The 21662-nt window shown below is 70.5% G+C and carries 22 protein-coding genes; 7 read left to right on the forward strand and 15 right to left on the reverse strand.

Going from position 1 to position 21662, the window contains the following annotated elements; genetic code table 11:
- Positions 1 to 33: 33 nt before the first annotated feature.
- From ACZ59A_RS09470 to ACZ59A_RS09520, 11 genes are all read right to left on the reverse strand, one after another.
- Positions 34 to 1821, reverse strand: coding sequence for an IucA/IucC family protein (locus tag ACZ59A_RS09470; RefSeq protein WP_470955709.1), 1788 nt, complete (start codon positions 1819 to 1821; stop codon positions 34 to 36).
- Positions 1818 to 2390 (reverse strand): GNAT family N-acetyltransferase, encoded by a 573-nt coding sequence (locus ACZ59A_RS09475; protein ID WP_470955713.1) that lies wholly within the window; start codon positions 2388 to 2390, stop codon positions 1818 to 1820. Before ACZ59A_RS09475 ends, ACZ59A_RS09470 begins: the two co-directional genes overlap by 4 nt.
- Positions 2387 to 3691 carry a lysine N(6)-hydroxylase/L-ornithine N(5)-oxygenase family protein gene (locus tag ACZ59A_RS09480; protein WP_470955716.1) on the reverse strand — a complete coding sequence of 435 codons (1305 nt, stop codon included), beginning with the start codon at positions 3689 to 3691 and terminating at the stop codon, positions 2387 to 2389. Before ACZ59A_RS09480 ends, ACZ59A_RS09475 begins: the two co-directional genes overlap by 4 nt.
- A 52-nt stretch (positions 3692 to 3743) precedes the next feature.
- Positions 3744 to 5324: a pyridoxal phosphate-dependent decarboxylase family protein gene (locus ACZ59A_RS09485; RefSeq protein WP_470955719.1), complete on the reverse strand. Its 1581-nt coding sequence runs from the start codon at positions 5322 to 5324 to the stop codon at positions 3744 to 3746.
- Positions 5325 to 5549: 225 nt separating this feature from the next.
- Positions 5550 to 6440 (reverse strand): siderophore-interacting protein, encoded by an 891-nt coding sequence (locus ACZ59A_RS09490; RefSeq protein ID WP_470955726.1) that lies wholly within the window; start codon positions 6438 to 6440, stop codon positions 5550 to 5552.
- A 104-nt stretch (positions 6441 to 6544) separates the two neighbouring features.
- Positions 6545 to 7570 (reverse strand): ABC transporter substrate-binding protein, encoded by a 1026-nt coding sequence (locus tag ACZ59A_RS09495; RefSeq protein ID WP_470955729.1) that lies wholly within the window; start codon positions 7568 to 7570, stop codon positions 6545 to 6547.
- Positions 7571 to 7743: 173 nt separating this feature from the next.
- On the reverse strand, positions 7744 to 8745 hold the full coding sequence (locus ACZ59A_RS09500; RefSeq protein ID WP_470955732.1) for a PDR/VanB family oxidoreductase: 1002 nt from the start codon (positions 8743 to 8745) through the stop codon (positions 7744 to 7746).
- Positions 8742 to 8939 carry a hypothetical protein gene (locus ACZ59A_RS09505; protein WP_470955734.1) on the reverse strand — a complete coding sequence of 66 codons (198 nt, stop codon included), beginning with the start codon at positions 8937 to 8939 and terminating at the stop codon, positions 8742 to 8744. The genes ACZ59A_RS09500 and ACZ59A_RS09505 overlap by 4 nt, the downstream gene beginning before the upstream one ends.
- Positions 8936 to 10018: an aromatic ring-hydroxylating dioxygenase subunit alpha gene (locus ACZ59A_RS09510; protein ID WP_470955737.1), complete on the reverse strand. Its 1083-nt coding sequence runs from the start codon at positions 10016 to 10018 to the stop codon at positions 8936 to 8938. The genes ACZ59A_RS09505 and ACZ59A_RS09510 overlap by 4 nt, the downstream gene beginning before the upstream one ends.
- An 87-nt stretch (positions 10019 to 10105) precedes the next feature.
- Positions 10106 to 10384: a DUF4190 domain-containing protein gene (locus ACZ59A_RS09515; RefSeq protein WP_470955739.1), complete on the reverse strand. Its 279-nt coding sequence runs from the start codon at positions 10382 to 10384 to the stop codon at positions 10106 to 10108.
- Positions 10385 to 10387: 3 nt separating this feature from the next.
- Entirely contained in the window at positions 10388 to 10543 is a 156-nt protein-coding gene (locus ACZ59A_RS09520; protein ID WP_468053917.1) for a hypothetical protein, read from the reverse strand.
- 151 nt (positions 10544 to 10694) lie between these two features.
- On the opposite strand from ACZ59A_RS09520, the gene ACZ59A_RS09525 reads away from it, so the two are divergent.
- The gene (locus ACZ59A_RS09525; protein ID WP_470955742.1) at positions 10695 to 11321 is read left to right on the forward strand and encodes a TetR family transcriptional regulator; all 627 of its coding nucleotides are present in this window, start codon (positions 10695 to 10697) and stop codon (positions 11319 to 11321) included.
- Here ACZ59A_RS09525 and ACZ59A_RS09530 read toward each other — a convergent pair.
- The gene (locus ACZ59A_RS09530) at positions 11287 to 12612 is read right to left on the reverse strand and encodes a M6 family metalloprotease domain-containing protein (RefSeq protein WP_470955745.1); all 1326 of its coding nucleotides are present in this window, start codon (positions 12610 to 12612) and stop codon (positions 11287 to 11289) included. The genes ACZ59A_RS09525 and ACZ59A_RS09530 overlap by 35 nt on opposite strands.
- Before the next feature lie 249 nt (positions 12613 to 12861).
- On the opposite strand from ACZ59A_RS09530, the gene ACZ59A_RS09535 reads away from it, so the two are divergent.
- Positions 12862 to 13527 (forward strand): TetR/AcrR family transcriptional regulator, encoded by a 666-nt coding sequence (locus tag ACZ59A_RS09535; RefSeq protein WP_470955748.1) that lies wholly within the window; start codon positions 12862 to 12864, stop codon positions 13525 to 13527.
- Positions 13528 to 13717: 190 nt separating this feature from the next.
- Complete coding sequence (locus ACZ59A_RS09540) at positions 13718 to 15241, forward strand: MFS transporter (RefSeq protein WP_470955751.1); 1524 nt, start codon at positions 13718 to 13720, stop codon at positions 15239 to 15241.
- 117 nt (positions 15242 to 15358) lie between these two features.
- Here the strand turns inward: ACZ59A_RS09540 and ACZ59A_RS09545 are convergent, their stop codons facing one another.
- A complete protein-coding gene (locus tag ACZ59A_RS09545; RefSeq protein WP_470957840.1) occupies positions 15359 to 15907 on the reverse strand; it encodes a MarR family winged helix-turn-helix transcriptional regulator in 549 nt (182 codons plus the stop codon).
- Positions 15908 to 16041: 134 nt separating this feature from the next.
- Here ACZ59A_RS09545 and ACZ59A_RS09550 point away from each other — a divergent pair, with 134 nt between their 5' ends.
- Positions 16042 to 16803 carry a dioxygenase family protein gene (locus ACZ59A_RS09550; RefSeq protein WP_470957842.1) on the forward strand — a complete coding sequence of 254 codons (762 nt, stop codon included), beginning with the start codon at positions 16042 to 16044 and terminating at the stop codon, positions 16801 to 16803.
- A gap of 65 nt (positions 16804 to 16868) precedes the next feature.
- Here ACZ59A_RS09550 and ACZ59A_RS09555 read toward each other — a convergent pair whose 3' ends face one another.
- Positions 16869 to 17279, reverse strand: coding sequence for a hypothetical protein (locus tag ACZ59A_RS09555; protein ID WP_470955753.1), 411 nt, complete (start codon positions 17277 to 17279; stop codon positions 16869 to 16871).
- Positions 17280 to 17682: 403 nt separating this feature from the next.
- Here ACZ59A_RS09555 and ACZ59A_RS09560 point away from each other — a divergent pair, with 403 nt between their 5' ends.
- Positions 17683 to 18684: a sigma-70 family RNA polymerase sigma factor gene (locus ACZ59A_RS09560; RefSeq protein ID WP_470955756.1), complete on the forward strand. Its 1002-nt coding sequence runs from the start codon at positions 17683 to 17685 to the stop codon at positions 18682 to 18684.
- 177 nt (positions 18685 to 18861) lie between these two features.
- Here ACZ59A_RS09560 and ACZ59A_RS09565 read toward each other — a convergent pair whose 3' ends face one another.
- A complete protein-coding gene (locus ACZ59A_RS09565; RefSeq protein ID WP_470955759.1) occupies positions 18862 to 19599 on the reverse strand; it encodes a 3-oxoacyl-ACP reductase family protein in 738 nt (245 codons plus the stop codon).
- A gap of 299 nt (positions 19600 to 19898) precedes the next feature.
- Between ACZ59A_RS09565 and ACZ59A_RS09570 the strand changes: the two genes are divergently transcribed.
- The gene (locus ACZ59A_RS09570; RefSeq protein WP_470955762.1) at positions 19899 to 20660 is read left to right on the forward strand and encodes a DeoR/GlpR family DNA-binding transcription regulator; all 762 of its coding nucleotides are present in this window, start codon (positions 19899 to 19901) and stop codon (positions 20658 to 20660) included.
- Complete coding sequence (pfkB, locus tag ACZ59A_RS09575; protein ID WP_468053898.1) at positions 20657 to 21601, forward strand: 1-phosphofructokinase; 945 nt, start codon at positions 20657 to 20659, stop codon at positions 21599 to 21601. The genes ACZ59A_RS09570 and pfkB overlap by 4 nt, the downstream gene beginning before the upstream one ends.
- The last annotated feature ends 61 nt before the right edge of the window (positions 21602 to 21662 follow it).

A 21662-nucleotide genomic window follows, 5' to 3' on the forward strand; every position in this document is an offset into this window, starting at 1 on the left:
GCGTGAGCGCAGCGGTGCCCGGCGCTCGAAGGCTCAGCTCTCGGGGCGGAACCGCGCGATCGGGTTCTTCAGCGTGCCGATCAGCTGGAGGGCGCCCGCCGGGTCCTGGAGGTCGACCATCTCGCGGTTGTTGCGCAGCTGGAGACGGTTGAGGCAGGACAGCGCGAAGTCCTCGGTGAACATGTCGTACTGCTTGAACTTGTCCGCGAGGTGCGGCATCGCGTCCTGGTAGCCCTGGACCGAGGCGGCGACCGTCTGCCAGAAGGTGTCCTCCTCGACCAGCCCGTCGGCGACGAGGATGCCGTTGAGGAAGCGCAGGAAGCAGTCGAAGACGTCGGTGAAGACGGACAGCAGCTTCATGTCCTCGGGGACGTCCGCGCGGATGCGCTCGACGGCCGGGGGCAGGACCGCGTCCGGGTCCATCACCGCGATCTCCTCGGCGATGTCCTTGAAGATCACCCGCTGGACGGCGCCGCCCTCGATGACCAGGATGACGTTCTCGCCGTGCGGCATGAACACCAGGTCGTAGGCGTAGAAGCTGTGCAGGACCGGGGTCAGGTAGGCGTCCAGGTAGCCGCGGAGCCAGGCCGCCGGGGTGAGGCCGGATTCCTCGATGAGGGCGCTGACGAAGGAGCCGCCGCCCGAGTCGGTGTGGAGGAGGGAGGCCATGGTGGCGAGGCGCTGGCCGGGTTCCAGCGACGCCACGGGGCTCTCGCGCCACAGCGCGGCGAGCATCTTCCGGTACGGGGAGTACCGGTTGGTGGCGGCCTCGTACTGGCGGTGGTGGTAGCCGATGGCGGCCCGCTCGCGGATGATCGAGAAGCGGGCGGCCTGGAAGACCTCGTCGGCGGCGATGACGCCGGTCAGCCAGTCGTTGATGGCCGGGGTGGCCTCCATGTAGGCGGCCGAGAGGCCCCGCATGAAGCCCATGTTGAGGACCGACAGGGCGGTCTTCACATAGTGCTTGGACGGGTCGCTGGTGTTGAAGAAGGTACGGATCGACTGCTGCGCGAGGTACTCGTCCTCGCCGGGGCCGAGCCAGACCAGACGCTGCTGGGCGACCTCGGCGGCGAAGCTGACGGACAGCTTGTTCCACCACTGCCAGGGGTGCACGGGCAGCAGGTGGTAGTCGGCGCTGTCGAGGCCCAGGCCGCTGAGGGTGTCCGCGAAGCGGGCCCGGGTCTCCTCGCTCAGCTCGGCGCGGACCAGCGCGTCGTAGTCGATGTCTGCGGAGGCGGTGAAGGTGGAGTGGTCGCGGTGCGCGGCCAGCCAGACCAGCTGGACGGGGCTGGCGGTCTCCGGCGCGTACGAGAGGTACTCGTGGATGCCGAAGCCGAGGCGCCCGTTGTTGGCGACGAAGCACGGGTGACCCTCGGTCATCCCCGTCTCGATCTCCTGGAAGCCGGACTTGGCGAGCTGGGCCGCGCCGACCGGCTCGGCGGCCAGTTTGTAGGCCGTACCGGAGAGCGTGGAGCTGATCTCTTCGAGGTAGACGGGGAGGATGTCCTCGCTGAGGCCGAGGGCGCCGCGCAGCTCGATGAAGAAGTCGAGGGCGTCCAGCGGGCGCTGCGCGCCGTCCCGGCCGTGGCGGGTGATGCTGTCCGCGTCGACCAGCCAGTGGTCCAGGGTGAGGACGCGGGCGGCGAAGCGGTAGGTGACCGAGCCGTCGTCGCTGTGGACGGCGTACCGGCCGTCGTCGGCGAGTTCGGGCTTCAGCAGGCGCTCGTGTGTGAACTCGGCGAGGGCCTTGGCGGTGAGGAGGCGGCCCGCCCGCTCCCACAGGTCGGGGGTGAGGTGGGCGACGGCATCGCGGGGGCTCATCGGAATACTCCTTGGGCGGCGCGCGCGGCGACGAAGCGCTCGCGCGTGCAGGTGCTGAGGTAGGCGTCCTTCTCCGGTTTGACGATCTTCTCGACGACGTCGAAGCCGACCGCCGCGTTCAGCGCGTGCACCGCGTCGTTGCGGACGTCGGGCTCGACGACGACGCGCCGGACGGCGGGGTCGGCGAAGCAGAACTCCATGACGGTGGTGATCACGGCGAGGGTGAAGCCGTGCACCGGGGTGTCGGTCGGCGCGCACAGGAAGTGCATGCCGACGTCGCCCTCGCGGGGCTCGTACAGCCCCACCAGCTCGACCTCCGCCGGGTTGTAGCGCTCGGCGAGGAAGGCGGGTTCGCCGTCGTGCAGGCCGATGAACGCCTCGTGGTGCGGGTGGTCGGCGATCCTGCGGTACTCGGCCTCGGTGTCGGCGAGGCTCGCGTCCTGCATCATCCAGTAGGACGCCTTGGGGTGGGTCACCCAGCCGTGCAGCAGCGCGGCGTCGGCGGCCGGGTCGAGGGCGCGCAGGGCGAAGTCGCCGAGGCGGTCGTCGTGTCGTGCGAAGAGGGTCATGACAGGGGTCCCTCCGGCGCGCCGAACTCCTGGAAGGCGATCGACTTCTCGACCGGGTAGTACTCGCGGCCCAGCAGCTCGCTGATGATCCAGGAGTTGCGGTACGGGCCCATGCCCAGGTCGGGGGAGGTGAGGCTGTGCGCCTGGGTGGCACCGTTCTGGAGGAAGATGCCGCGGCCGGTGGTGTCGATGCTGTAGTTGCGGGCGACGTCGAAGCGGCCGTGGCCGTCCCAGCGGATGCGGTCGCGCACCGGCTCCAGGAAGGCGGGCACCTGGTAGCGGTAGCCGGTGGCCAGGACCAGGCCCTGGGTGGTGAGGGAGAAGTCGCGCTCCTGCTCCTCGTGGCGCAGCCCGAGGGTGTACGTACCGGTGGACTCGTCGTACGAGGCGTCGGCGAGCGCGGTGTTGGTGAGCAGCCGGGTCGGCACCGGGCCGTCCACGGACTGCTGGTAGAGCAGGTCGTAGATGGAGTTGATCAGCTCGGCGTCGATGCCCTTGAACAGGCCCTTCTGCTCGGACTCCAGCCGGTAGCGGGTGTCCTCGGGGAGCGCGTGGAAGTAGTCCACGTAGTCCGGCGAGGTCATCTCCAGCGTGAGCTTGGTGTATTCGAGCGGGAAGAAGCGCGGGGAGCGGGTCACCCAGTTGAGGCGGTAGCCGTGGCTGCCGATGTCGGCCAGCAGGTCCTGGTAGATCTCGGCCGCGCTCTGCCCGCTGCCGACGATCGTGATGGAGTCCTTGGCCTGGAGGGCCTCCTTGTGCTCCAGATAGCGGCCGTTGTGCAGCAGGTCGCCGCCGAGGTCCCGGCAGTTCTCCGGGATGAAGGGCGGGGTGCCGGTGCCGAGCACCAGATGGCGGGCGCGGTGCTCGGTGGTCTCGCCGCTCGGGCGCTGGGAGCGCACGGTGTAGAGGCCGTCGGCGTCGTCGTACGCGACGCTCGTCACCTCGTGGCCGAAGCGGACGCCGGCGAGCTTTCCGGCGGCCCAGCGGCAGTAGTTGTTGTACTCGGCCCGCAGCGGATAGAAGATCTCGCGGATGTAGAACGAGTACAGCCGCCCGGATTCCTTCAGGTAGTTGAGGAAGGAGTACGGGGAGGTGGGGTCGGCCAGGGTGACGAGGTCGGCCATGAACGGGGTCTGGAGGGTGACGCCGTCCAGCAGCATGCCCGGGTGCCAGTCGAAGTCGGGCTTGCTCTCCAGGAACAGGCCGTCGAGTTCGTCGATCGGCTCCGTGAGGCAGGCCAGGCCCAGGTTATAGGGGCCGAGGCCGACGGCGATGAAGTCGTATATGTGCGGGGTGGGCACGGTGGTTCTCCGAGGGGGGACGTGCGGTCAGCGGCTCAGTCGGGCCAGCGGTTCAGCTGGCGCGGGAGTGGCTGAGTTCGGGCTCGATGTGCAGGGCCAGGTACTGACCGGCGTGCTCGGCGAGGAGGTCGAGGACGAACGCGATGTCGCTCAGCGACGTCTCCGGGTTGAGCAGCGTGAACTTCAGGTAGTGGCGGCCGTCCACGACCGTTCCGGCCACGACCGCCTCGCCCGAGGCGGCCAGGGCCTCGCGGGCGTGCAGATTGGCGCGGTCGACGAGGTCCGGGTCGGAGTCGTCGCCGGTCGGCGGCACGTAGCGGAAGACGAGCGTCGACAGCTGCGGCTCGGTGACGACCTCGAACCGCGGGTCGGTGTCCAGCAGGCTCCAGCCCTCGGCGGCCCGGTCCACGACCTCGTCGAAGAGCGACCCGAGCGCGTCCGCGCCCATGATGCGCAGCGTCAGCCACAGCTTGAGCGCGTCGAAGCGGCGGGTGGTCTGGATGGACTTGTCGACCTGGTTGGGGATGAGCTTCTCGACGCTGCGCTCGGGGTTGAGGTAGTCCGCGTGGTACGTGGCGTGGCTGAGCGTGACGCGGTCGCGGACCAGGACGGCGCTGGAGCTGACCGGCTGGAAGAACGACTTGTGGTAGTCCACGGTGACCGAGTCGGCGCGCTCGATGCCGTCGAGCAGGTGACGGCGGGTGGGGGAGGCCAGCAGCCCGCAGCCGTACGCGGCGTCCACATGCATCCAGGAGCCGTGCCGCGAGGTCAGCTCGGCGATCTCGGGCAGCGGGTCGATGGAGCCGAAGTCGGTGGTTCCGGCGGTCGCGACGACGGCCATGACCACCAGGTTCTCCTGACGGCAGCGGTCGAGTTCGCGGGCCAGGGCGACGGTGCGCATCCGCCGGTCCTGGTCGCAGGGGATCGCGATGACGGCCTCGTAGCCGAGCCCCAGGATGGCGGCGGCCTTCTTCACGGAGAAGTGGCTGGCCTGGGAGGTGAGGATGCGCAGCCGCGGCAGGATCTCGGATTTCGGGGGAACGGTCTCCCCGGCCTCGGCGGCCTCCTTCTCCACCGTCTTGCACGCCTCGTCGCGGGCCAGCAGCATCGCGTGGAGGTTGGACTGGCTGCCGCCGCTGGTGAAGATGCCGTCGGCGGCCTCGCCGAGGCCGATGCGCTCGGCGGTCCAGTCGATCAGCCGCCGCTCGATCAGGGTGCCGCCCGCGCTCTGGTCCCAGGTGTCCAGGGAGGAGTTGACGGCCGAGAGGACCGCCTCGCCGAGCAGCGCCGGGATGACCACGGGGCAGTTGAGGTGGGCGAGGTAGCGCGGGTGGTGGAAGTAGACGGCGTCCTTGAGGTAGACGCGCTCCAGCTCCTTCAGAGCGGCGCCCGGGTCGCCCAGCGGCTGTTCCAGGTCGATGCCGGATACCTCGGGGGCCAGTTCACCCGGGGTGACTCCGGTGAACGGGCGGTCGGTGCGGGCGACGGTGGAGGCCACCAGGCCGATGCCGTCGGTCACGGAGCGCCGGTAGCTCTCCGCCGTACGGTCGTTGAAGAGGTGGGCCCTGCCATCCGCCGCCCCGGGTATCGACTCCGGCGACGGGTCCTCAGCGGTCTGCGCGAGGAAACTCACGGTCGGTCCTTCCTGGAGCATGCGGGCGCGCGGGGTGGGCGCGCCTGCGGGCGTGCGGGGTGGGGGGTGTGGCGCTGTGGGGGTGGCGCCCGTGGGGAGGGTGCGGGCATGCGGGTGCGCCGGCCGGGGGAGCCGGGCGCGCGGTGGCGCGCCTCGGCGTGGGAGGTCCCGTCGGTCAGTTGATGGGTTCTGAGGTCCGGTGAGGGTGGAGGGAAGGGGGGCCGGTCAGTCGTCGGACTTCGGGCCGCTGCCGCTCACGGCCTCCTCGACGAGCTGCTCCTCGCAGGCGCCGAGCCGCCAGTAGCCGGTGAAGGTCACCGCTTTGCGCTCGAAGCCGCGTTCGCGCACCAGATGGCGGCGCATCTCCTTGACGGTCCCGGCCTCGCCCGCGATCCAGGCGTAGGGGGTGCCGGACGGCAGCTGGGTGGCGCGTACGTCGTCCAGCAGCAGGGCGGAGCGCGGGGAGCCGGGGGCGGCACCGTCCCGGACCAGCCAGGTGATCTCGGCGTCGGCCGCGGTGTGCAGCTCCTGGATGTCCGCGGCGTGCTGGACCTCGATCCACACCTTCGCCGGGATACCGGCGGGCAGCCAGTCGAGGATGCCGGAGACGGCGGGCAGCGCGGTCTCGTCGCCGGAGATCAGCACCCAGTCGGTGCCGGACGGCGGCCGGAAGTCGACGCCGCCGTTGTCCTCGACGACCGGGCCCAGCAGGGTCACGCGGTCGCCGCTCTCGGCGCGCGCGGCCCAGCTGGCGGCCGGGCCGCCGTCCTCGTGCAGCGCGAAGTCGACGTCGATCTCGTCGGGTTCGCGGCGCTGCTCGCGCACGGTGTACGAGCGCATGATGCCGCGTACGGCCGGGTCCATCGTCCGCCAGGTGGCGAACCAGCCGTCGCCGTCCTCGACCGGCACGACCGGGGCGGGCTGGCCGGGGTGCGGCAGGAACAGTTTGAAGCGCTGGTCGCGACCGCCGGTGGTGAAGCCCCCGAGGGCGGCGCCGCCGAAGGTGATCCGGGACATGGACGGTCCGAGCGCCCGGGTCCGTACGACGTGTGCGTCGAAGAAGCGGAACGGTACGGCGGTGGAGGCGGGGCGGGTGGTGGTGGCTGCGGTGGTCATGGGAGCGACGTCTTCCCTTCGCTTGCCGTCGGTCAGCGCCGGTGAGTCGGTACCGGTGGGTCAGCACCGTGGCTGACCGGCGCTGGGTGGCTGGTCAGCCCGCGTCAGCTGACCTTCTTCGCGTCCTGGATGGCCTTGGTGAGGGACTCGATGAGCGGGGCCGCACCGGCGTAGGAGAAGCGCGGTTCGCTGCTCCAGGGGGTGATCTGACCCGCCTTGACCGCGGGCAGCTTCGACCAGGTCGGCTTGGACTTCAGGGCGTCCGGCTGGAGGGTCGCGGTGCGGTTGTCCAGGAACAGCACGTCCGCGTCGTACTTGTCGGCGTTCTCCCAGCTCAGGCTCTCGAAGTAGCCGCCCTTGTCGGGCTTCCGCGGCTGTACGAGCTCGACGCCCAGCTCCTGGAAGTAGATCAGGTCGGCGCTGATCTTCGGGTTGGAGACGTAGAAGAGGTCGGCGCTGGCGGAGCAGGCCATGACCCGGATCTTGTGCGACTTGACGGTTTTGCGCAGTTCCTCGGACGCCTTCTCGAAGCGGGCCTTGGCGTCGGTGACCTTCTTGGCCTTGAGGTCGGCGCCGAGCGCCTCGGCCAGCGCGGCGTAGCGCTTGATGGGCTCCAGCATGGAGACGCGGCCGGTGGTGATGGCGCAGCTGGGGGCCAGTTCGAGGATCTTCTTCTTGCTGTCGTCCGGGATGTAGAAGAGCGCGCCCGGGTCGAACATGTTGGTGATCAGCAGATCGGGGCTGAGCGAGGCGTACTTCTCGACGTTGAACTGGCCCCAGGTCTGGCCGAGGCTGGTGAGCCGGTCGACGTCGATGTCCCCGGCCTGCGGGTCGGGCTTGCCGTTCTTCAGCTTGGTCGGGCCGAAGACCCCGGTGATCTGCTTGTCGATGCCGAAGTCGTACAGCGCGGCCGCCGCGGCGACGTAGGCGACGATGTGCTGGGGAGCGCCGTCGTTGGTGATTTTCTTCTTGCGGTCGTCCGTGAACGACCAGGAGCCGCCGCCCTTTCCGTCGCCGGACCCCGAACCGCCCTTGCCGCCGCAGGCGGTGACGAGGGCTCCGAGACCGGTGGCGCCGCCCGCGGCGAGGAGACCGCGACGGGAGAGCGGAAGTTCTCTGACGTGGCGCATGGACCGCATGGTGGTGCCTTTTCTCAAGACGTACGGGGACGGTGCCCAGGGGACGGCACCCCGAAGGCGTACTTAGGTTAGCCTAACCAACCCGTTTGTCCAGTGGGCGGGGGCACCCGATCCCATTATTTGAGAGGCGTAAGCGGTCGTTCAGCGCCGTTTCGCAGGGGCGTTCACAGGTCCAGCACCAGCTTCGGGCCCCGGCAGCGTGAGACGCAGATCATCATCGTCTCGCCCGACGCGCGCTCCTCGTCGGTGAGTACGGAGTCGCGGTGCTCCACCTCGCCCTCGATGACATCCGTCTCGCACGTACCACACGTGCCCTCCTCGCAGGAGTACAAAACCGGCACCCCGCCTTCCTCCAGGGTGCGCAGCACGCTATGTCCGGGTTTGACGGTGAGGGAGCGCCCGGATCGGTCGAGGATCACTTCAAAACTGCCGGAATCCGCGTGCTCCGCACCGCCGTTGGGGTCGTTCTTCTCACTCTCGTCCGCCGGACGAGGCTGGAATCGCTCGATGCGCAGCGCGCCCGCGGGCCAGGCGCGGCACCGCTCCTCGGCGACCCGCAGCAGCGGCTCCGGGCCGCAGCAGTAGACCAGGGCGCCGGGGTCGGGCTCGGCGAGATGCGCGGCGAGGTCGAGCAGCCCCGCCTCGTCCTGCGGCACCAGGCGCACCTTCTCGCCGTACGCGTCGGCGAGTTGGTCCGCGAAGGCCATGGAGGCGCGGGTGCGCCCGCCGTACAGCAGCGTCCAGTCGGCGCCCGCGGCCTCGGCGGCGGCCGTCATCGGGAGGATCGGGGTGATGCCGATGCCGCCCGCGATGAACAGATACCGGGCGGCCGGGCGCAGCGCGAAGTGGTTGCGCGGCCCGCGCACCCGCACCCGCGCGCCCTCGGCGAGCGCGTCGTGGACCCGGGCGGAACCGCCGCGTCCGTCGGGTGCGCGCAGCACCGCGATCCGCCAGGACGTACGGTCCGCCGGGTCCCCGCACAGCGAGTACTGCCGGATCAGCACGTCCCCGAGGACGAGGTCGACATGGGCGCCGGGCTCCCAGCGGGGCAGCTCATGCCCCGCCGGATGACGGAGTGTGAGCGTCACCACGTCCGGCGCCGCGTCGGCTCTGGCGGCCACCAGCAGGGTGTCGTCGTACTCGTGGCCTTCGGTGACGCTGCTCACGCGGCGGTGCCTTTCTGTTCGGGCTGTTCGGGAGCGGGCGGCTGGTGTCCGTCCGGGTGCGCGAGCATCCACTGCCACAGCTCCACCGGGTCCTGCGCGGTGCGCTCCGCGCCGCAGTGGCAGACGCCGTGCAGCACGTCGGTGCCGGGCAGCCAGTCGATCCGGTAGACCTCGGCGCTGGGCGCGCCGCTCATGGCGCGGCCGTGGTCGCCGGGCCGGGCGCCGGGGCGGTGGCGCGCTGCTCGCCCTCGGCGGCGAGGCGGGCGAGGATGCGGCGCGCGGCCAGGCCGCCGGTGTCGATGTTGATGCTCAGCTCCTGATAGCCCTCGCGCTCGGTGTCCAGCGCCTTCTGGAGCAGGTTCAGCGCGTCCACGTCCTGCATCACCACGGTGTGGTTGAAGTCGCGCAGGAAGGAGGTGACTTCGTCGTCGTCCTGGGCGAAGTCCCGTGAGACGGCCCAGAAGTCGTAGACGGTCCCGTCGGTGGAGGGGGTGATGGCGTACGTGATCTCCACATGGAAGGCGTTCGGATCGGAGCCGTCGGCCTCCGGCAGCACCCCCGCCGGGGCGATGCGGCTGTGCAGCAGATACAGGCAGGGCGCGTGGTACTCGATGTCCTGCCAGCGGGTGATGCGGCCCTCGATGCCGGTGGAGCGGGCGTAGAAGGGAGGGCAGGCGGCGTCGTCCATGTGGCGGCTGACCCGCACGATGCCCGCGCCCTCGTCCACCTCGGTGGTGATCGGCGTCTCGGCGACCTCGGGGGTGCCGATGTAGCCGCCGTGGAGATACGTCTCGTGGGAGAGGTCCATCAGGTTGTCCACGAGCAGCCCGTAACCGGCGTTGATCGGCTCCATGTCGCCGACCGTCGTCCAGCGGGGATCGGCGAGCCAGGGGGCGCGCGGGATCGCGGCCGGATCGGCGAGCGCGGGATCGCCGATCCACACCCAGACCAGCGAGTCCTGCTCGACGACGGGGTACGAGGCGACCCGGGCGGTGCGCGGGACGCGCTTCTGGCCGGGCACGAACACGCAGGTGCCGGTGGTGTCGTAGGTGAAGCCGTGGTAGCCGCAGACGACGTTGTCGCCGTCGAGGCGGCTGGCCGAGAGCGGATAGCGGCGGTGCACACAGCGGTCGGCGAGCGCGACGACGGCGTTGTCGGATTCGGTGCGGTAGAAGGCGATGGGCTCGTTCAGGATGGTGCGCCCCAGCAGCTCGCGACCGACTTCCCGGCCGTAGGCGGCGACGTACCACTGGTTCCGTGCGAATGCGGTCATGCACAGCAGCGTGGTGACGGGGGTCACGCACGGGCAACGGCCCTTCCACTCAGTGGAAGGGCCGCTGCTTGAGGCGAGGGCTCCGGATCAGCTGCCGAACTGCCAGAAGACCGAGTGGTCCAGCGTCATCAGGACGACCAGCAGGGTCACGTCCGCGATGCCGAGCGCGATGCCCAGCAGCGCGCGGCCCCGGCGCTTCGTCTCGCGGGCGATCGCGAGCGCGCCGAGGACGATGGCGCAGGGCCCGAAGACCGCGTTGAAGAGAAGGGTGCCGATCAGGCCGAGCACGAAGGAGGCGACGGCCATGCCGTCGGCGTCCCGGCGCGCGCGGACCGGCGAGGTGCGGGTGGGTGCGGTGAGTGCCATGGGTCAGCTCTCCTTGTGTCCGGTGCGTTCACGGATGAAGAAGACGAGCAGCCATGCGCCGATGACGCCGGAAGCGGCGAGGAAGACCGGGAGCGGGGTATGTGCCGCCGCGCCCAGCAGAACCCCCATCAGGGCGAGAGCCGCGACGATGAAGAGCATGTGAGCCTCTCATGGTGGTGTCTCATGGTGGTGGATCCGGGATGCGGATACTCATTAAGTGAACAATTGGATTCACAACTGTTCACTGACATCTAGGCTACCCCCGCGTACGGCTGGCCAAGGTCGGCGAACACCTGTTTACTGGAATGATATGAGTCACACATGCGGGATCCGCGAGGCGCGGAAGCAGAAATCGCGCCGCGCACTGCTCGACGCGGCGCTGGGGCTGCTGGAGGAGCAGAGCCTCAGCAGCCTGGGTCTGCGGGAGCTGACCCGGGTGGTGGGCATGGCCCCGGCCGCCTTCTACCGGCACTTCCGGGACATGGCCGACCTGGGCGTGGCGCTGGTCGAGGAGTCCCTGGGCAGTCTGCAGGGCATGATCCGCGCGATCCTCGCCGAGCGGGACGGGGACGAGGAGCGGATCGACGCCGTGATGGAAGCGGTCGCCGAGCATGTGCGCCGCCACCCCACCCACATCCGCTTCATCGCGCGCGAACGGCACGGCGGCGTGCGGCCGGTGCGGGAGGCGATCGCCGCCGAACTGGGGCGGCTGGTCGACGAGGTCGCCGTGGCCTTCGCGCCCCGGCTCGACGCCGCGGGCTGGCCGCCGGAGGACGTCCGGATGCTGGCCGAGCTGTACGTCGACCGCATGGTGACCACGGCGACCGCGTTCATGGAGGCCCAGGCGGACGAGCGGGAGCACGAGCGGATCGCCGACACCGCCCGTAAGCAGCTGCTGCTGATCAGCCTCGGGCGCCGGCACTGGCGCGACGCGTGACCTCGACGCGGTAGGAGCCGTCCGCGTCCCGGCCGATGACGTGGACGCGTACGCGCATATCGCCCGCGTCCCCCTGGTACGTCTCGCCGGGGCCGAAGGCCGCGTCGCTGAGCCCGGGGTGGACGTTGCGCTCCTGGGTGCAGCCGTGGCCGCCGGGGGAGCTGTCCATGACGGTGACCGGGCCGCCGCCCGAGTCGATGCGGGTGTCCACCCAGGTCACCAGGACGCCGGGCTTGCACACCGCCTCGTCGTTGCCGCCCCCGGCGCGTGCCTCCAGGGCGTATCCGGCGGAGTCCGAGACCGGGACGAAGACGAGCTTGGTGCCCTCCGGCCGGTGCAGCGGGGACAGCGCGTGCACCGTGGTGCCGGGGCGGGCGGCGCAGTGGACCTGGCGGGTGCCGAGCCAGCCGAGCTTCCACTTGTGCCAGGCCAGCAGGTCGTTACCGGCTCCCCAGTCCTCGGACATCACGTCCCAGTGGCCGACGTTGTCGCCGCCGCCGCGGGTGTAGAGGTCGGGCAGGCCGAAGACATGGCCGTTCTCGTGCGGAAGGACTCGGAAGCCGGTCTTCCGGAGCGAACCGGAACCGTCGTCCTGGCGGCTGTAGACAAAGGAGACATTGGCCAGCGGAACCCCGTCCGCGGTCGGGGCGCGCTGGTTGTCGGCGTACGTCACGGAGAGCACCGCATGCGCGGCGGGCGGCCCGGCGTTGGGCGTGACCAGGACGTTCACCAGGTCGTAGCGGCGGAAGTCCACCTTCGGGTCGGCCGTCCTCGCTATGTCAGCGACCAGCTTGCGGTAGCCGGGCTCGAAGGGGCTGCCGCGCTTTATGCCGTACGAGCGGAACGAGTGCGGCATCCGCAGCCAGTGGCCGACCGGCATCGCGGGACGGTAGTCGAGCCGTCCGTAGGAACTGCGGGCGAACCACCGGGAGGTCTGCGGGAAGAACTCCTCGTAGCGTTCGCGGGCCGTGCCCTTGCCGCGCACATCGGGGAAGTCGATCATCAGGTTGAGGGCGTTGACCGTCCCCGTGCTGCGGCTGTAGCCGCGGCTGGTGGGGATGCCCTCGGACATCTGCAGCCCGGGCCCGGAGGCGAGGGAGCACGGTTCCAGCGACCCGGCCGCCGCCGTGGTCACCGGCGCCGGGGCCCGCTCGGCGGCGGCCGGTCTTCCCGGACGTGGCATCGCCGCCGGGGCCACCACCGCGACCGTGAGCACGGCGGCGGTGACGAACGCGCTGCCTCGGCGGAGCCTGCGTATTCGAGGGCGGAGGGCCTCGCGGGTCTGCTTCATTGCCGCCCACGGTGTGCCGGTGGGCGTCCGGGCGCCCGTGGGGTGCGTCCGGGCGGGGGAAGCTGCTGAGCCGGGCGGGGGAAACAGGCGCGAAAAGAGTGTGACGCAGGTCACCCGCGGACTGCGAAATTCCGGGGAGTGGTTCCCCGTTTAACCCGGTGACCGCAGAAACGGGGACTGGCTCCCCGGAAATGTTGAACCTCGAATCGTTCGATTCCAGGACGACCGGACACGGAAGGGGAAGCTGCCATGGCCGGAGCCACCGCCGCACAAGCCGCGGATCGCACACGGCACGCACCGCCCCGGCTGCGTGCCGACGCCCTGCGCAATCGGGAGCGGATCATCAGCGCCGCACGCGAAGTGCTCGTCGAGTACGGGGCCGAGGTCCCGCTCGATGAGATCGCCCGGCGGGCGGGAGTCGGCAATGCCACCCTCTACCGGCACTTCGCGGACCGCCGTGAACTGATCCACCACGTGACCCTGTCGGTGATGTCCCGCGTCGCCGAGCAAGCCGAATCGGCCCTGGCCGAGGAGCCCGACACCTTCCTGGCGCTCGGGCGCTTCGTCCACGCGGCGGCGGACGAGCGGATCGGCGCGCTGTGCCCGCTGCTCTCCGACGGCATCGACAAGGAACACCCTGACCACATCGCCGCCCACAGCCGTCTGGACGCCGGTATCGACGCCCTGATGAGGGCCGCCCGAGCGGCCGGTCGCCTGCGCGCCGACATCGGCGTCGGCGATCTGATGGTCGCGCTCACCCAGCTCACCCGGCCGCTGCCCGGCAGCGGCTGTGTGGACTTCGACGCCTTCGTGCACCGGCATCTACAGCTGTTCCTGGACGGTCTGTCGGCCCCGGCGCGCTCCGAACTTCCCGGCTCCGCCGTCACCTTGGAGGATCTGCAGCACCGGCCGTGACGTAGCTCGCACCCGGCCGTTCACCGCACACCGCTTATTTCTCGCGCGTCCACGGGTCTGCCCTGTGTGTGACGTCGCGCGGCGTCAGTATTCGCCTCTCCTGTCTCTCCTGCTTCTCTCCCCTGCCTCCCTTCTTTCGACCGCTTCACGTCCCTTTTGTCACTCTCCGCACCGCTAGGTAGGCCCACCCATGCCTGAAACGGCCCTGAACAAGGCTCCCTATGTCGATCCTCGGCGCTGGAACGCGCTGATATTCATCGCCCTCGCCCAGCTGATGGTCGTCCTCGACGCGACCATCGTGAACATCGCCCTGCCGTCGGCCCAGGCCGACCTGAACATCTCCGACGGCAACAAGCAGTGGGTCATCACCGCCTACGCCCTCGCCTTCGGTGGCCTGCTGCTGTTCGGCGGGCGGATCGCGGACCTGTGGGGCCGTAAGCAGACCTTCATCATCGGGCTGATCGGCTTCGCCGCGGCCTCGGCGCTCGGCGGTGCCGCGGTGGGCAGCGGCATGCTGCTCGGCGCCCGCGCGTTGCAGGGTCTCTTCGGCGCGCTGCTCGCGCCCTCCGCGCTGTCGCTGCTCGCCGTGATGTTCACCGACCCCAAGGAGCGGGCCAAGGCGTTCGGCGTGTTCGGCGCCATCGCGGGCGGCGGCGGTGCCGTGGGTCTGATCCTCGGCGGTGTCCTCACCGAATACCTGGACTGGCGCTGGACGTTCTTCGTCAACATCCCGTTCGCCATCGTCGCCGCGGTCGGTGCGGTCGCCGTGATCCGCGAGCCCACCGAGAGCCGTAACCCCTCGAAGCTGGACGTTCCCGGTGTGCTGCTGGCCACCTCGGGCCTGGTCGCGCTGGTCTACGCCTTCACCCGCGCCGAGTCCGACGGCTGGACCGCCGGTCCGACCGTCGCGCTGTACATCGCGGCCGCCGTGCTGCTGACCGCCTTCGTGATCGTCGAGTCCCGGGTGAAGGCGCCGCTGCTGCCGCTGCGCGTCGTCACCGACCGCAACCGCGGCGGGGTCTACGCCTCGCTGGGCCTGGCCGTTATCGCGATGTTCGGTCTGTTCCTCTTCCTCACCTACTACATGCAGATCGTGAAGGGGTTCAGCCCGGTCGAGACCGGTCTGGCCTTCCTGCCGATGGTCGCGGGCATGATCACCGGATCGACGCAGATCGGCGCCCGGCTGATGACCCGGGTTCCGCCGCGGCTGCTGATGGGCCCGGGTTTCCTGGTCGCCGCGTCCGGCATGCTGCTGCTGACCCAGATCGACCTCGACAGCTCGTACCCGGCGCTGATCCTGCCCGCGATCACCCTGCTCGGCCTCGGCATGGGTACGGCCTTCATGCCCGCGATGAGCCTGGCCACCCACGGTGTCCAGCCGCGTGACGCGGGCGTCGCCTCCGCGATGGTCAACACTTCGCAGCAGGTCGGCGGCGCGATCGGCACCGCGCTGCTCAACACCATCGCCGCCAGCGCCACCACGGCGTACGCCAAGGGCCACGTGGCCACGGCCTCTTCGCCCCAGCTGCTGAAGCTGCAGTCGATGGTGCACGGCTACACCGCGGCCATCGCCTGGGCGGTCGGCATCCTGCTGCTGTCCGCGGCGATCGCCACCACGATGATCAGCGCCGGGAGGCAGGACGGCGGCGGCGCGGTCGCCGGTTCTTCGGGCGACGGGGCGGTGGAGGACGCCGTTCCGGTCATGGCGCACTGACGACGCGTACGGCCGCGTACGGACGCTTCCGTACGCGTACGGAAGTGAAGGCCCCGCTCCCCGGTGTTCGCCGGTGGAGCGGGGCCTTCACGCGTGGTGCGGCTCAGCGGTAATGGCTCAGCGCAGCCAGGGCAGATCGGCGCCCTCGGGCTGGAGTCCGTCGGCGATGATCCGGCAGACGTCGCCGAACTGGGCCATCTGCTCCGGGGTGAGCAGGTCGAAGACGGCCGAGCGGACGGCGTCGACATGGCCGGGCGCGGTCTGTTGAAGGACGCCGAACCCCTTCTCGGTGAGGACGGCGTTCTGCCCGCGCTTGTCGGAGGGGCAGTCCTCGCGCCGTACCCAGCCGCTCTTCTCCATGCGGGCGATGGCGTGCGAGAGCCGGGAACGGGTGATCTTGGCGGCCTCGGCCAGTTCGGTCATGCGCATGCTGTGGCGGGGCGCCCAGGAAAGCTTCACCAGCAGTCCGTAGTAGACGTGCGGCATGCCCGCGTCGCGTTGCAGCTGGCGGTCGAGATGGTCGTCGAGCAACATGCTGGCCTGGATGTACGCCAGCCAGGTCCGCTGCTCGTCCTCGTTCAGCCAGCGGGGCGCGTCGGCGGCTGTCTCCGTGTCCGTGTCCGAGTCCGCGGCTGTGTGTGGGGCTGTGTCTGCGGGGGAGTTCATGGCGTCCACATCGTTCATTGTAAGTCTACTTCTTGAATTTTAAACAAGTGTGCGATACCTTTACTTGAAGCCACTGCTTGAGACTTCAAGTTTTATTGCGTTCGTCTGGTCGAGGAGCCGCCGCCGTGTCGCGCATGCCCGCCCTCTATCTGAGCCATGGTGCTCCGCCGCTCGCCGATGATCCGGTCTGGCCCGGACAGCTCGCCGCCTGGGCGGCCGACCTGCCCCGTCCCACTGCCATTCTGATGATCTCCGCGCACTGGGAGGAAGCCCCCCTCGCCCTCGGGGCCACCGAAACGGCGCCGCTGGTCTACGACTTCTGGGGATTTCCCCAGCATTACTACGAGGTCCGCTACGCCGCGCCCGGCGCCCCCGGACTGGCCGAGCGCGTCCGCAAGACGCTGCGCGCCGCGGGCACGCCGGTCCAGGACATCCCCGACCGGGGGCTCGATCACGGCGCCTACGTACCGCTCGTCGAGATGTACCCGGACGCCGATGTTCCGGTCCTCCAGGTCTCGATGCCGACCCTGGACCCGCGGAAGCTGATGGACATCGGCCGCAAGCTCGCCCCGCTGCGCGACGAGGGAGTGCTGATCGTCGGCAGCGGCTTCTTCACCCACAACCTGGCCGCGCTGCGCCACAGCGGCCCGACGCCGCCCGGCTGGTCGACCGAGTTCGACGACTGGGGGCAACGCGCGCTCGCCGGGCAGGACATCGACGCCCTGCTCGACTTCGAGCACGCCTCTCCGAGCGGCTCACTCGCCCATCCGCGCACCGAGCACTTCGCCCCGCTGTTCGTCACGATGGGCGCGGCGGAGTCGGAGCTGGGCAGCCAGCGGAGCGTGATCGACGGCTTCTGGATGGGGCTGGCGAAGCGGTCGGTGCAGTTCGGCTGAGGCGGTGCGCTTCGGCTGAGACGGTGCGGTTCGGCTGAGGCGGTACGGGGGAGGGGCTGCCGGGCTCAGTCCGACCGGGCGTGGAAGACGTAGAACGACACCGCTGCCATCGACAGCGCCACCCCCAGGCCCACGCCGGACGCCCGCCCCACCGCGGCCCCGCTCACGCAGTACAGGAAGCCGATCACGCAGCCGAGGAGCGCTCCGTACAGCCCCGCCCGGACCTCCGGCAGCAGCCGCCCCTGGATCCGCCCGACCAGATAGCAGGCCGCGCCGACGACGACCGCCGTCGCCAGGCCGAGGAGCGTGGCGGAGGGCAGCGTCGCGCCCTGGTTGTGGCCGATGAACATCGCGTAGCCGCCGGTGAGGACGCCCAGCACGACGGGGACCACCCAGGAGGCGGCGGCGTGGAGCGGCACGGCGGGGAGATGCGGCCGGTGGCGCCTGCGCGCCGGGGCCGAGACGGAACTGTTCATGGCAGAACCTCCTCCCTCCAGCGCACACCCGCTCCGGACCTCCGGCAAGCCCGGCCTGCGGTAACCGGTCCGTGGCCGGTGGCGATCCCTGCCAGTGGCAAGCCCTGCTCGGGCAACCAGAAGCCCATGGGATCCGTCTTGTGGAGTGGGAGGCGAGGTGGAAAGCGGGGGGGAAGGCGGCCGGTCCGGTGCGCAATGGAGCGCCGACTGACCTGCACTTTCTCGCTGCTGGCGCGCTGCGCTGAACCCCCTGTGGCGGCACAGGGTACTGCATGATCGTAAAAAGGTGGGCGCGGCTTGGGAATTCTGTCCGGATTCCAGTCGTTGTTTCCATCGGACGGGGCACCCGCCCAGGGAAGGTCCGTTCATAGTCCGCGCCCGATCCATCAGTAAGGGAGCACGCATGGCAACCCGTGCCGTCGCCCGCAATCAGGCCACCACAGGTGGCGCTGATGGGGCCAACAGTGTTCGCGCCACAGGCGGGGAGATCGCCGATCGCGACCTGGTCGGCATGTATCTCGACGAGATCGCTCGCACCCCGTTGCTGGACGCGGCGAAGGAGGTCGAGCTGTCCCAGGCTGTCGAGGCGGGTGTGTATGCCCAGCAGATCCTGGACGGGGAGGCCGAGGACACCGGAGTCGCGGGTGCGAGCCGAGAGGAGCTCGAGGCCATCGCCGCCGAGGGCGCCCGCGCCAAGGATGTCTTCATCCGCTCCAACCTTCGCCTGGTCGTGGCCGTGGCGCGCCGTTATCCGCGCAGTGGCCTGCCCTTGCTCGACCTGATCCAGGAGGGCAACGCGGGCTTGGTGCGCGCCGTGGAGAAGTTCGACTACACCAAGGGCTTCAAGTTTTCGACCTATGCCACGTGGTGGATCCGTCAGGCCATCACGCGCTCGATCGCGGACCAGTCCCGTACGATCCGGCTGCCCGTCCACCTGGTCGAGGAGCTGGGCCGGATCCGTCGGGTGCAGCGCGAGTTCAACCGTGAGTTCGGCCGCGAGCCGGAGCACGCGGAGATCGCCGAGGAGCTGAGCTCCACGCCGGAGCGGGTCTCGGACGTGCTGGACTGGGCGCGCGACCCGGTGAGCCTCAACATGTCGGTGGACGACGAGGGCGAAACCCAGTTCGGCGACCTGCTGGAGGACACCTCGGCCGTCTCGCCCGAGCAGTCGGTGATGACGCTGCTGCGCAGTGAGGAGCTGGAAGACCTCATCGGCCGCCTCGACGACCGGACCGCCTCCATCATCAAGGCGCGGTACGGCATCGATGACGGGCGGGAGCGCACGCTCACCGAGGTCGGCAAGCAGCACGGGCTCACGCGTGAGCGCATCCGTCAGATCGAGAAGCACGCGCTGCTGGAGCTGAAGAAGATGGCCCGCCAGACCGGCTTCGACGCCGCGGCCTGAGCCGCCGCGCCCGCATGGACCGACCGCACGCCACAGACCCCATAGACCGAGCCCCGGCGCACTCCCCCGAGCGCCGGGGCTCTTCCTCGGTGAGGGCCTCATGAGGGGGCGGGCGCCTCAGGCGGCTTCAGACGGCTTCAGGCGGTGTCAGGCGGTGTCAGGCGGGCTCAGGCGGCTTCAGGCGGCGAAGCCGCCGTCCACGGCGATCGACGCCCCGCTGATGTAGCGGCCGCTCTCGCCCGCGAGGTGGGCGACGGTCGCGGCCACCTCCGACGGCAGTCCGTAGCGGCCGAGCGCGGTGAAGCCGCTCTGCATGGCGGCGCTCTCGCCGTCGGCGGGGTTCATGTCGGTGTCGATCGGGCCGGGGTGGATCAGGTTGACGGTGATCCCGCGCGGGCCCAGCTCACGGGCGAGCGCCTTGGTCAGGCCGGTCAGCGCGGTCTTGCTGGTCGCGTAGAGGCTGCCGCCCGCGAAGGCGACGCGCTCGGCCATGCAGCTGCCGATGTTGATGATCCGCCCGCCGTCGGCCAGCCGCTCGACCGCTGCCTGGGCGGTCAGGAACGGCGCCCGGACGTTGATGTCCAGGCAGCGGTCGACGTCCTCCAGCGACAGCTCGGTGACCGGTCCGTGGGCCGCCACGCCCGCGTTGTTGACCACGATGTCCAGGCGCCCGAACTCGGCGGCGGCCCCGTCCACGGCCGCCCGCACCGCCTCCGGGTCCGCGCTGTCGGCCCGTACCGCCAGGGCCCGGCGGCCCAGCGCCTTGATCCGTTCGACGAGGTCCGCCGCACGGTCGGCCCGGTGGTGGTAGGTCAGGGCGATGTCGGCGCCGTCCTCGGCGAGCCGGGTGGCGATGGCCTCGCCGATGCCGCGACTGCCGCCGGTGATCAGGGCTGCCTTGCCGTCGAGTGTCATGTCCGCTCCCGGTTGCGAAGAATGCGATGAAGGTGAGGGATGCTCAGATGTGCTGTGATTCCCTCGGACATCACTGATTCTGTCGGGATGGTCCAGTTATGTCTGGCGGCATTCGGACATCGCTTTGAAGGTACTGCTCTGCCGCGTCTGTGGGGGCGAGCCGTTCTTAAGCTTTCGAAGAAGGCCCGGGTCTGCCCGGTCGAGTTTGTTTAGTGCCCGAGTCTGTTTACTTTCCGGAAGCAGCGACGTAATCTGGCCGCGAAATCACAGGTTCGGGCATGGAAGGGACGTAAACCCACATGTACGCACCGGAGCGTCAGCAGGAGATCCTCCGGCTCGCCCGCGACAGCGGACGGGTGGATGTCCTCTCCCTCGCCGAGGAGTTCCAGGTCACCGCCGAGACCGTGCGGCGCGATCTGCGGGCCCTCGACCGGGCCGGTCTGGTGCGCCGCGTGCACGGGGGCGCCATCCCGGCCGGACGGCTCGACTTCGAGCCCGACCTCGCCGAGCGCGAGGGCACCGCCGCCGATGAGAAGGACCGCATCGCACGCGCCGCCCTCGCCGAACTGCCCGCCGACGGCAGCGTGATCATCGACGCCGGGTCGACGGCGGCCCGGTTCGCCGCCGCCATCCCCCTGGAAGCCGGGCTCACCGTGGTCACCCACGCGCTGCCGATCGCCGCCCGCCTCGCCGACCACCCCGGCATCGCCCTGCACCTGGTCGGCGGCCGGGTCCGGCACCGCACCCGGGCCGCCGTCGACGCCTGGGCGCTGCGCGGCTACGGCGAGGTCAAGGCCGATGTGGTCTTCCTCGCCACCAACGGCTTCTCCCCGGACAGCGGGCTGACCACCCCCGACCTCGCGGAGGCCGCCGTCAAGCGCGCCATGATCAGCGCCGCCCGCCGGGTCGTGCTGCTCGCCGACTCCGGCAAGTTCGGCCAGGAGCACTTCGCCCGCTTCGGCGGCCTCGACCATGTCGACCTGCTCATCACGGACACCGGCCTCAGCCCACAGGACGCCCTCGCCATCGAAAAGCAGGGCACGGAAGTAGCACGCGCATGATCCTCACCGTCACCCCCAATCCCAGCCTGGACCGTACGTACGAGATTCCGGCGCTGGAGCGCGGCGCCGTGCTGCGGGCCACCACCGACCGGGTCGACCCCGGCGGCAAGGGCGTCAACGTCTCGCGTGCCGTGGCCGCTGCCGGGCACCGCACCGTGGCGGCGCTGCCGCTCGGCGGCCCCGAGGGCGCGCTGCTGGCACGGCTGCTCGAAGAGCTGGGCATCGAGGCGGCGGGCGTGCCGGTGCGTGGCTCGACCCGGGTCAACATCTCCGTCGCCGAGCCGGACGGCACCCTCACCAAGCTCAACGCGAGCGGCCCCGAGCTCAGCGACAGCGAGGCCGAGGCCCTGCTGGAGGCGGTACGGACCCGCGTCGCAGGCGCCGACTGGATCGCCTGCTGCGGCAGCCTCCCGCGCGGGCTCGCCCCCGAGTGGTACGCCGAGCTGGTCGCCCGGGCCCACTCCGCGGGGGCCAGGATCGCCCTGGACACCTCCGGCCCCTCCCTGACCGCGGCCCTGCGCGAGCGCCCTGATGTGGTGAAGCCCAACGCGGAGGAGCTCGCCCAGGCCGTCGGCCGCCCGATCGCCACGGTGGGCGAGGCGGTCAAGGCCGCCGAGGAGCTGCGCGGGCTGGGTGCCCGCGCCGTCCTGGCCAGCCTCGGCGCCGACGGCCAGCTGCTGGTCGACGGGACCGGTGCCTACTTCGGCACGGCCAAGGTCACGGCCGTCCGCAGTAATGTCGGTGCGGGCGATGCCTCGCTCGCCGGATTCCTGGCGGCGGGCGGCACCGGAGCCGCCGCGCTCGCCTCGGCCGTGGCCCACGGCGCGGCCGCCGTACAACTGCCGGGCAGCGCGATGCCGACCCCGGCCGACCTGAAGCCGTCCGCCGTCACCACGACGTCGGATGTCCCGCTGGATCGCGTGCTCAAGGAGCCCGCGTGACCGGCCCGACCCACTCCCACCCCCTAGTCCCCACCCCCTCCGACCGCCTGCCCCAGGGCGG

Source organism: Streptomyces sp. NPDC040405, from assembly GCF_055595765.1.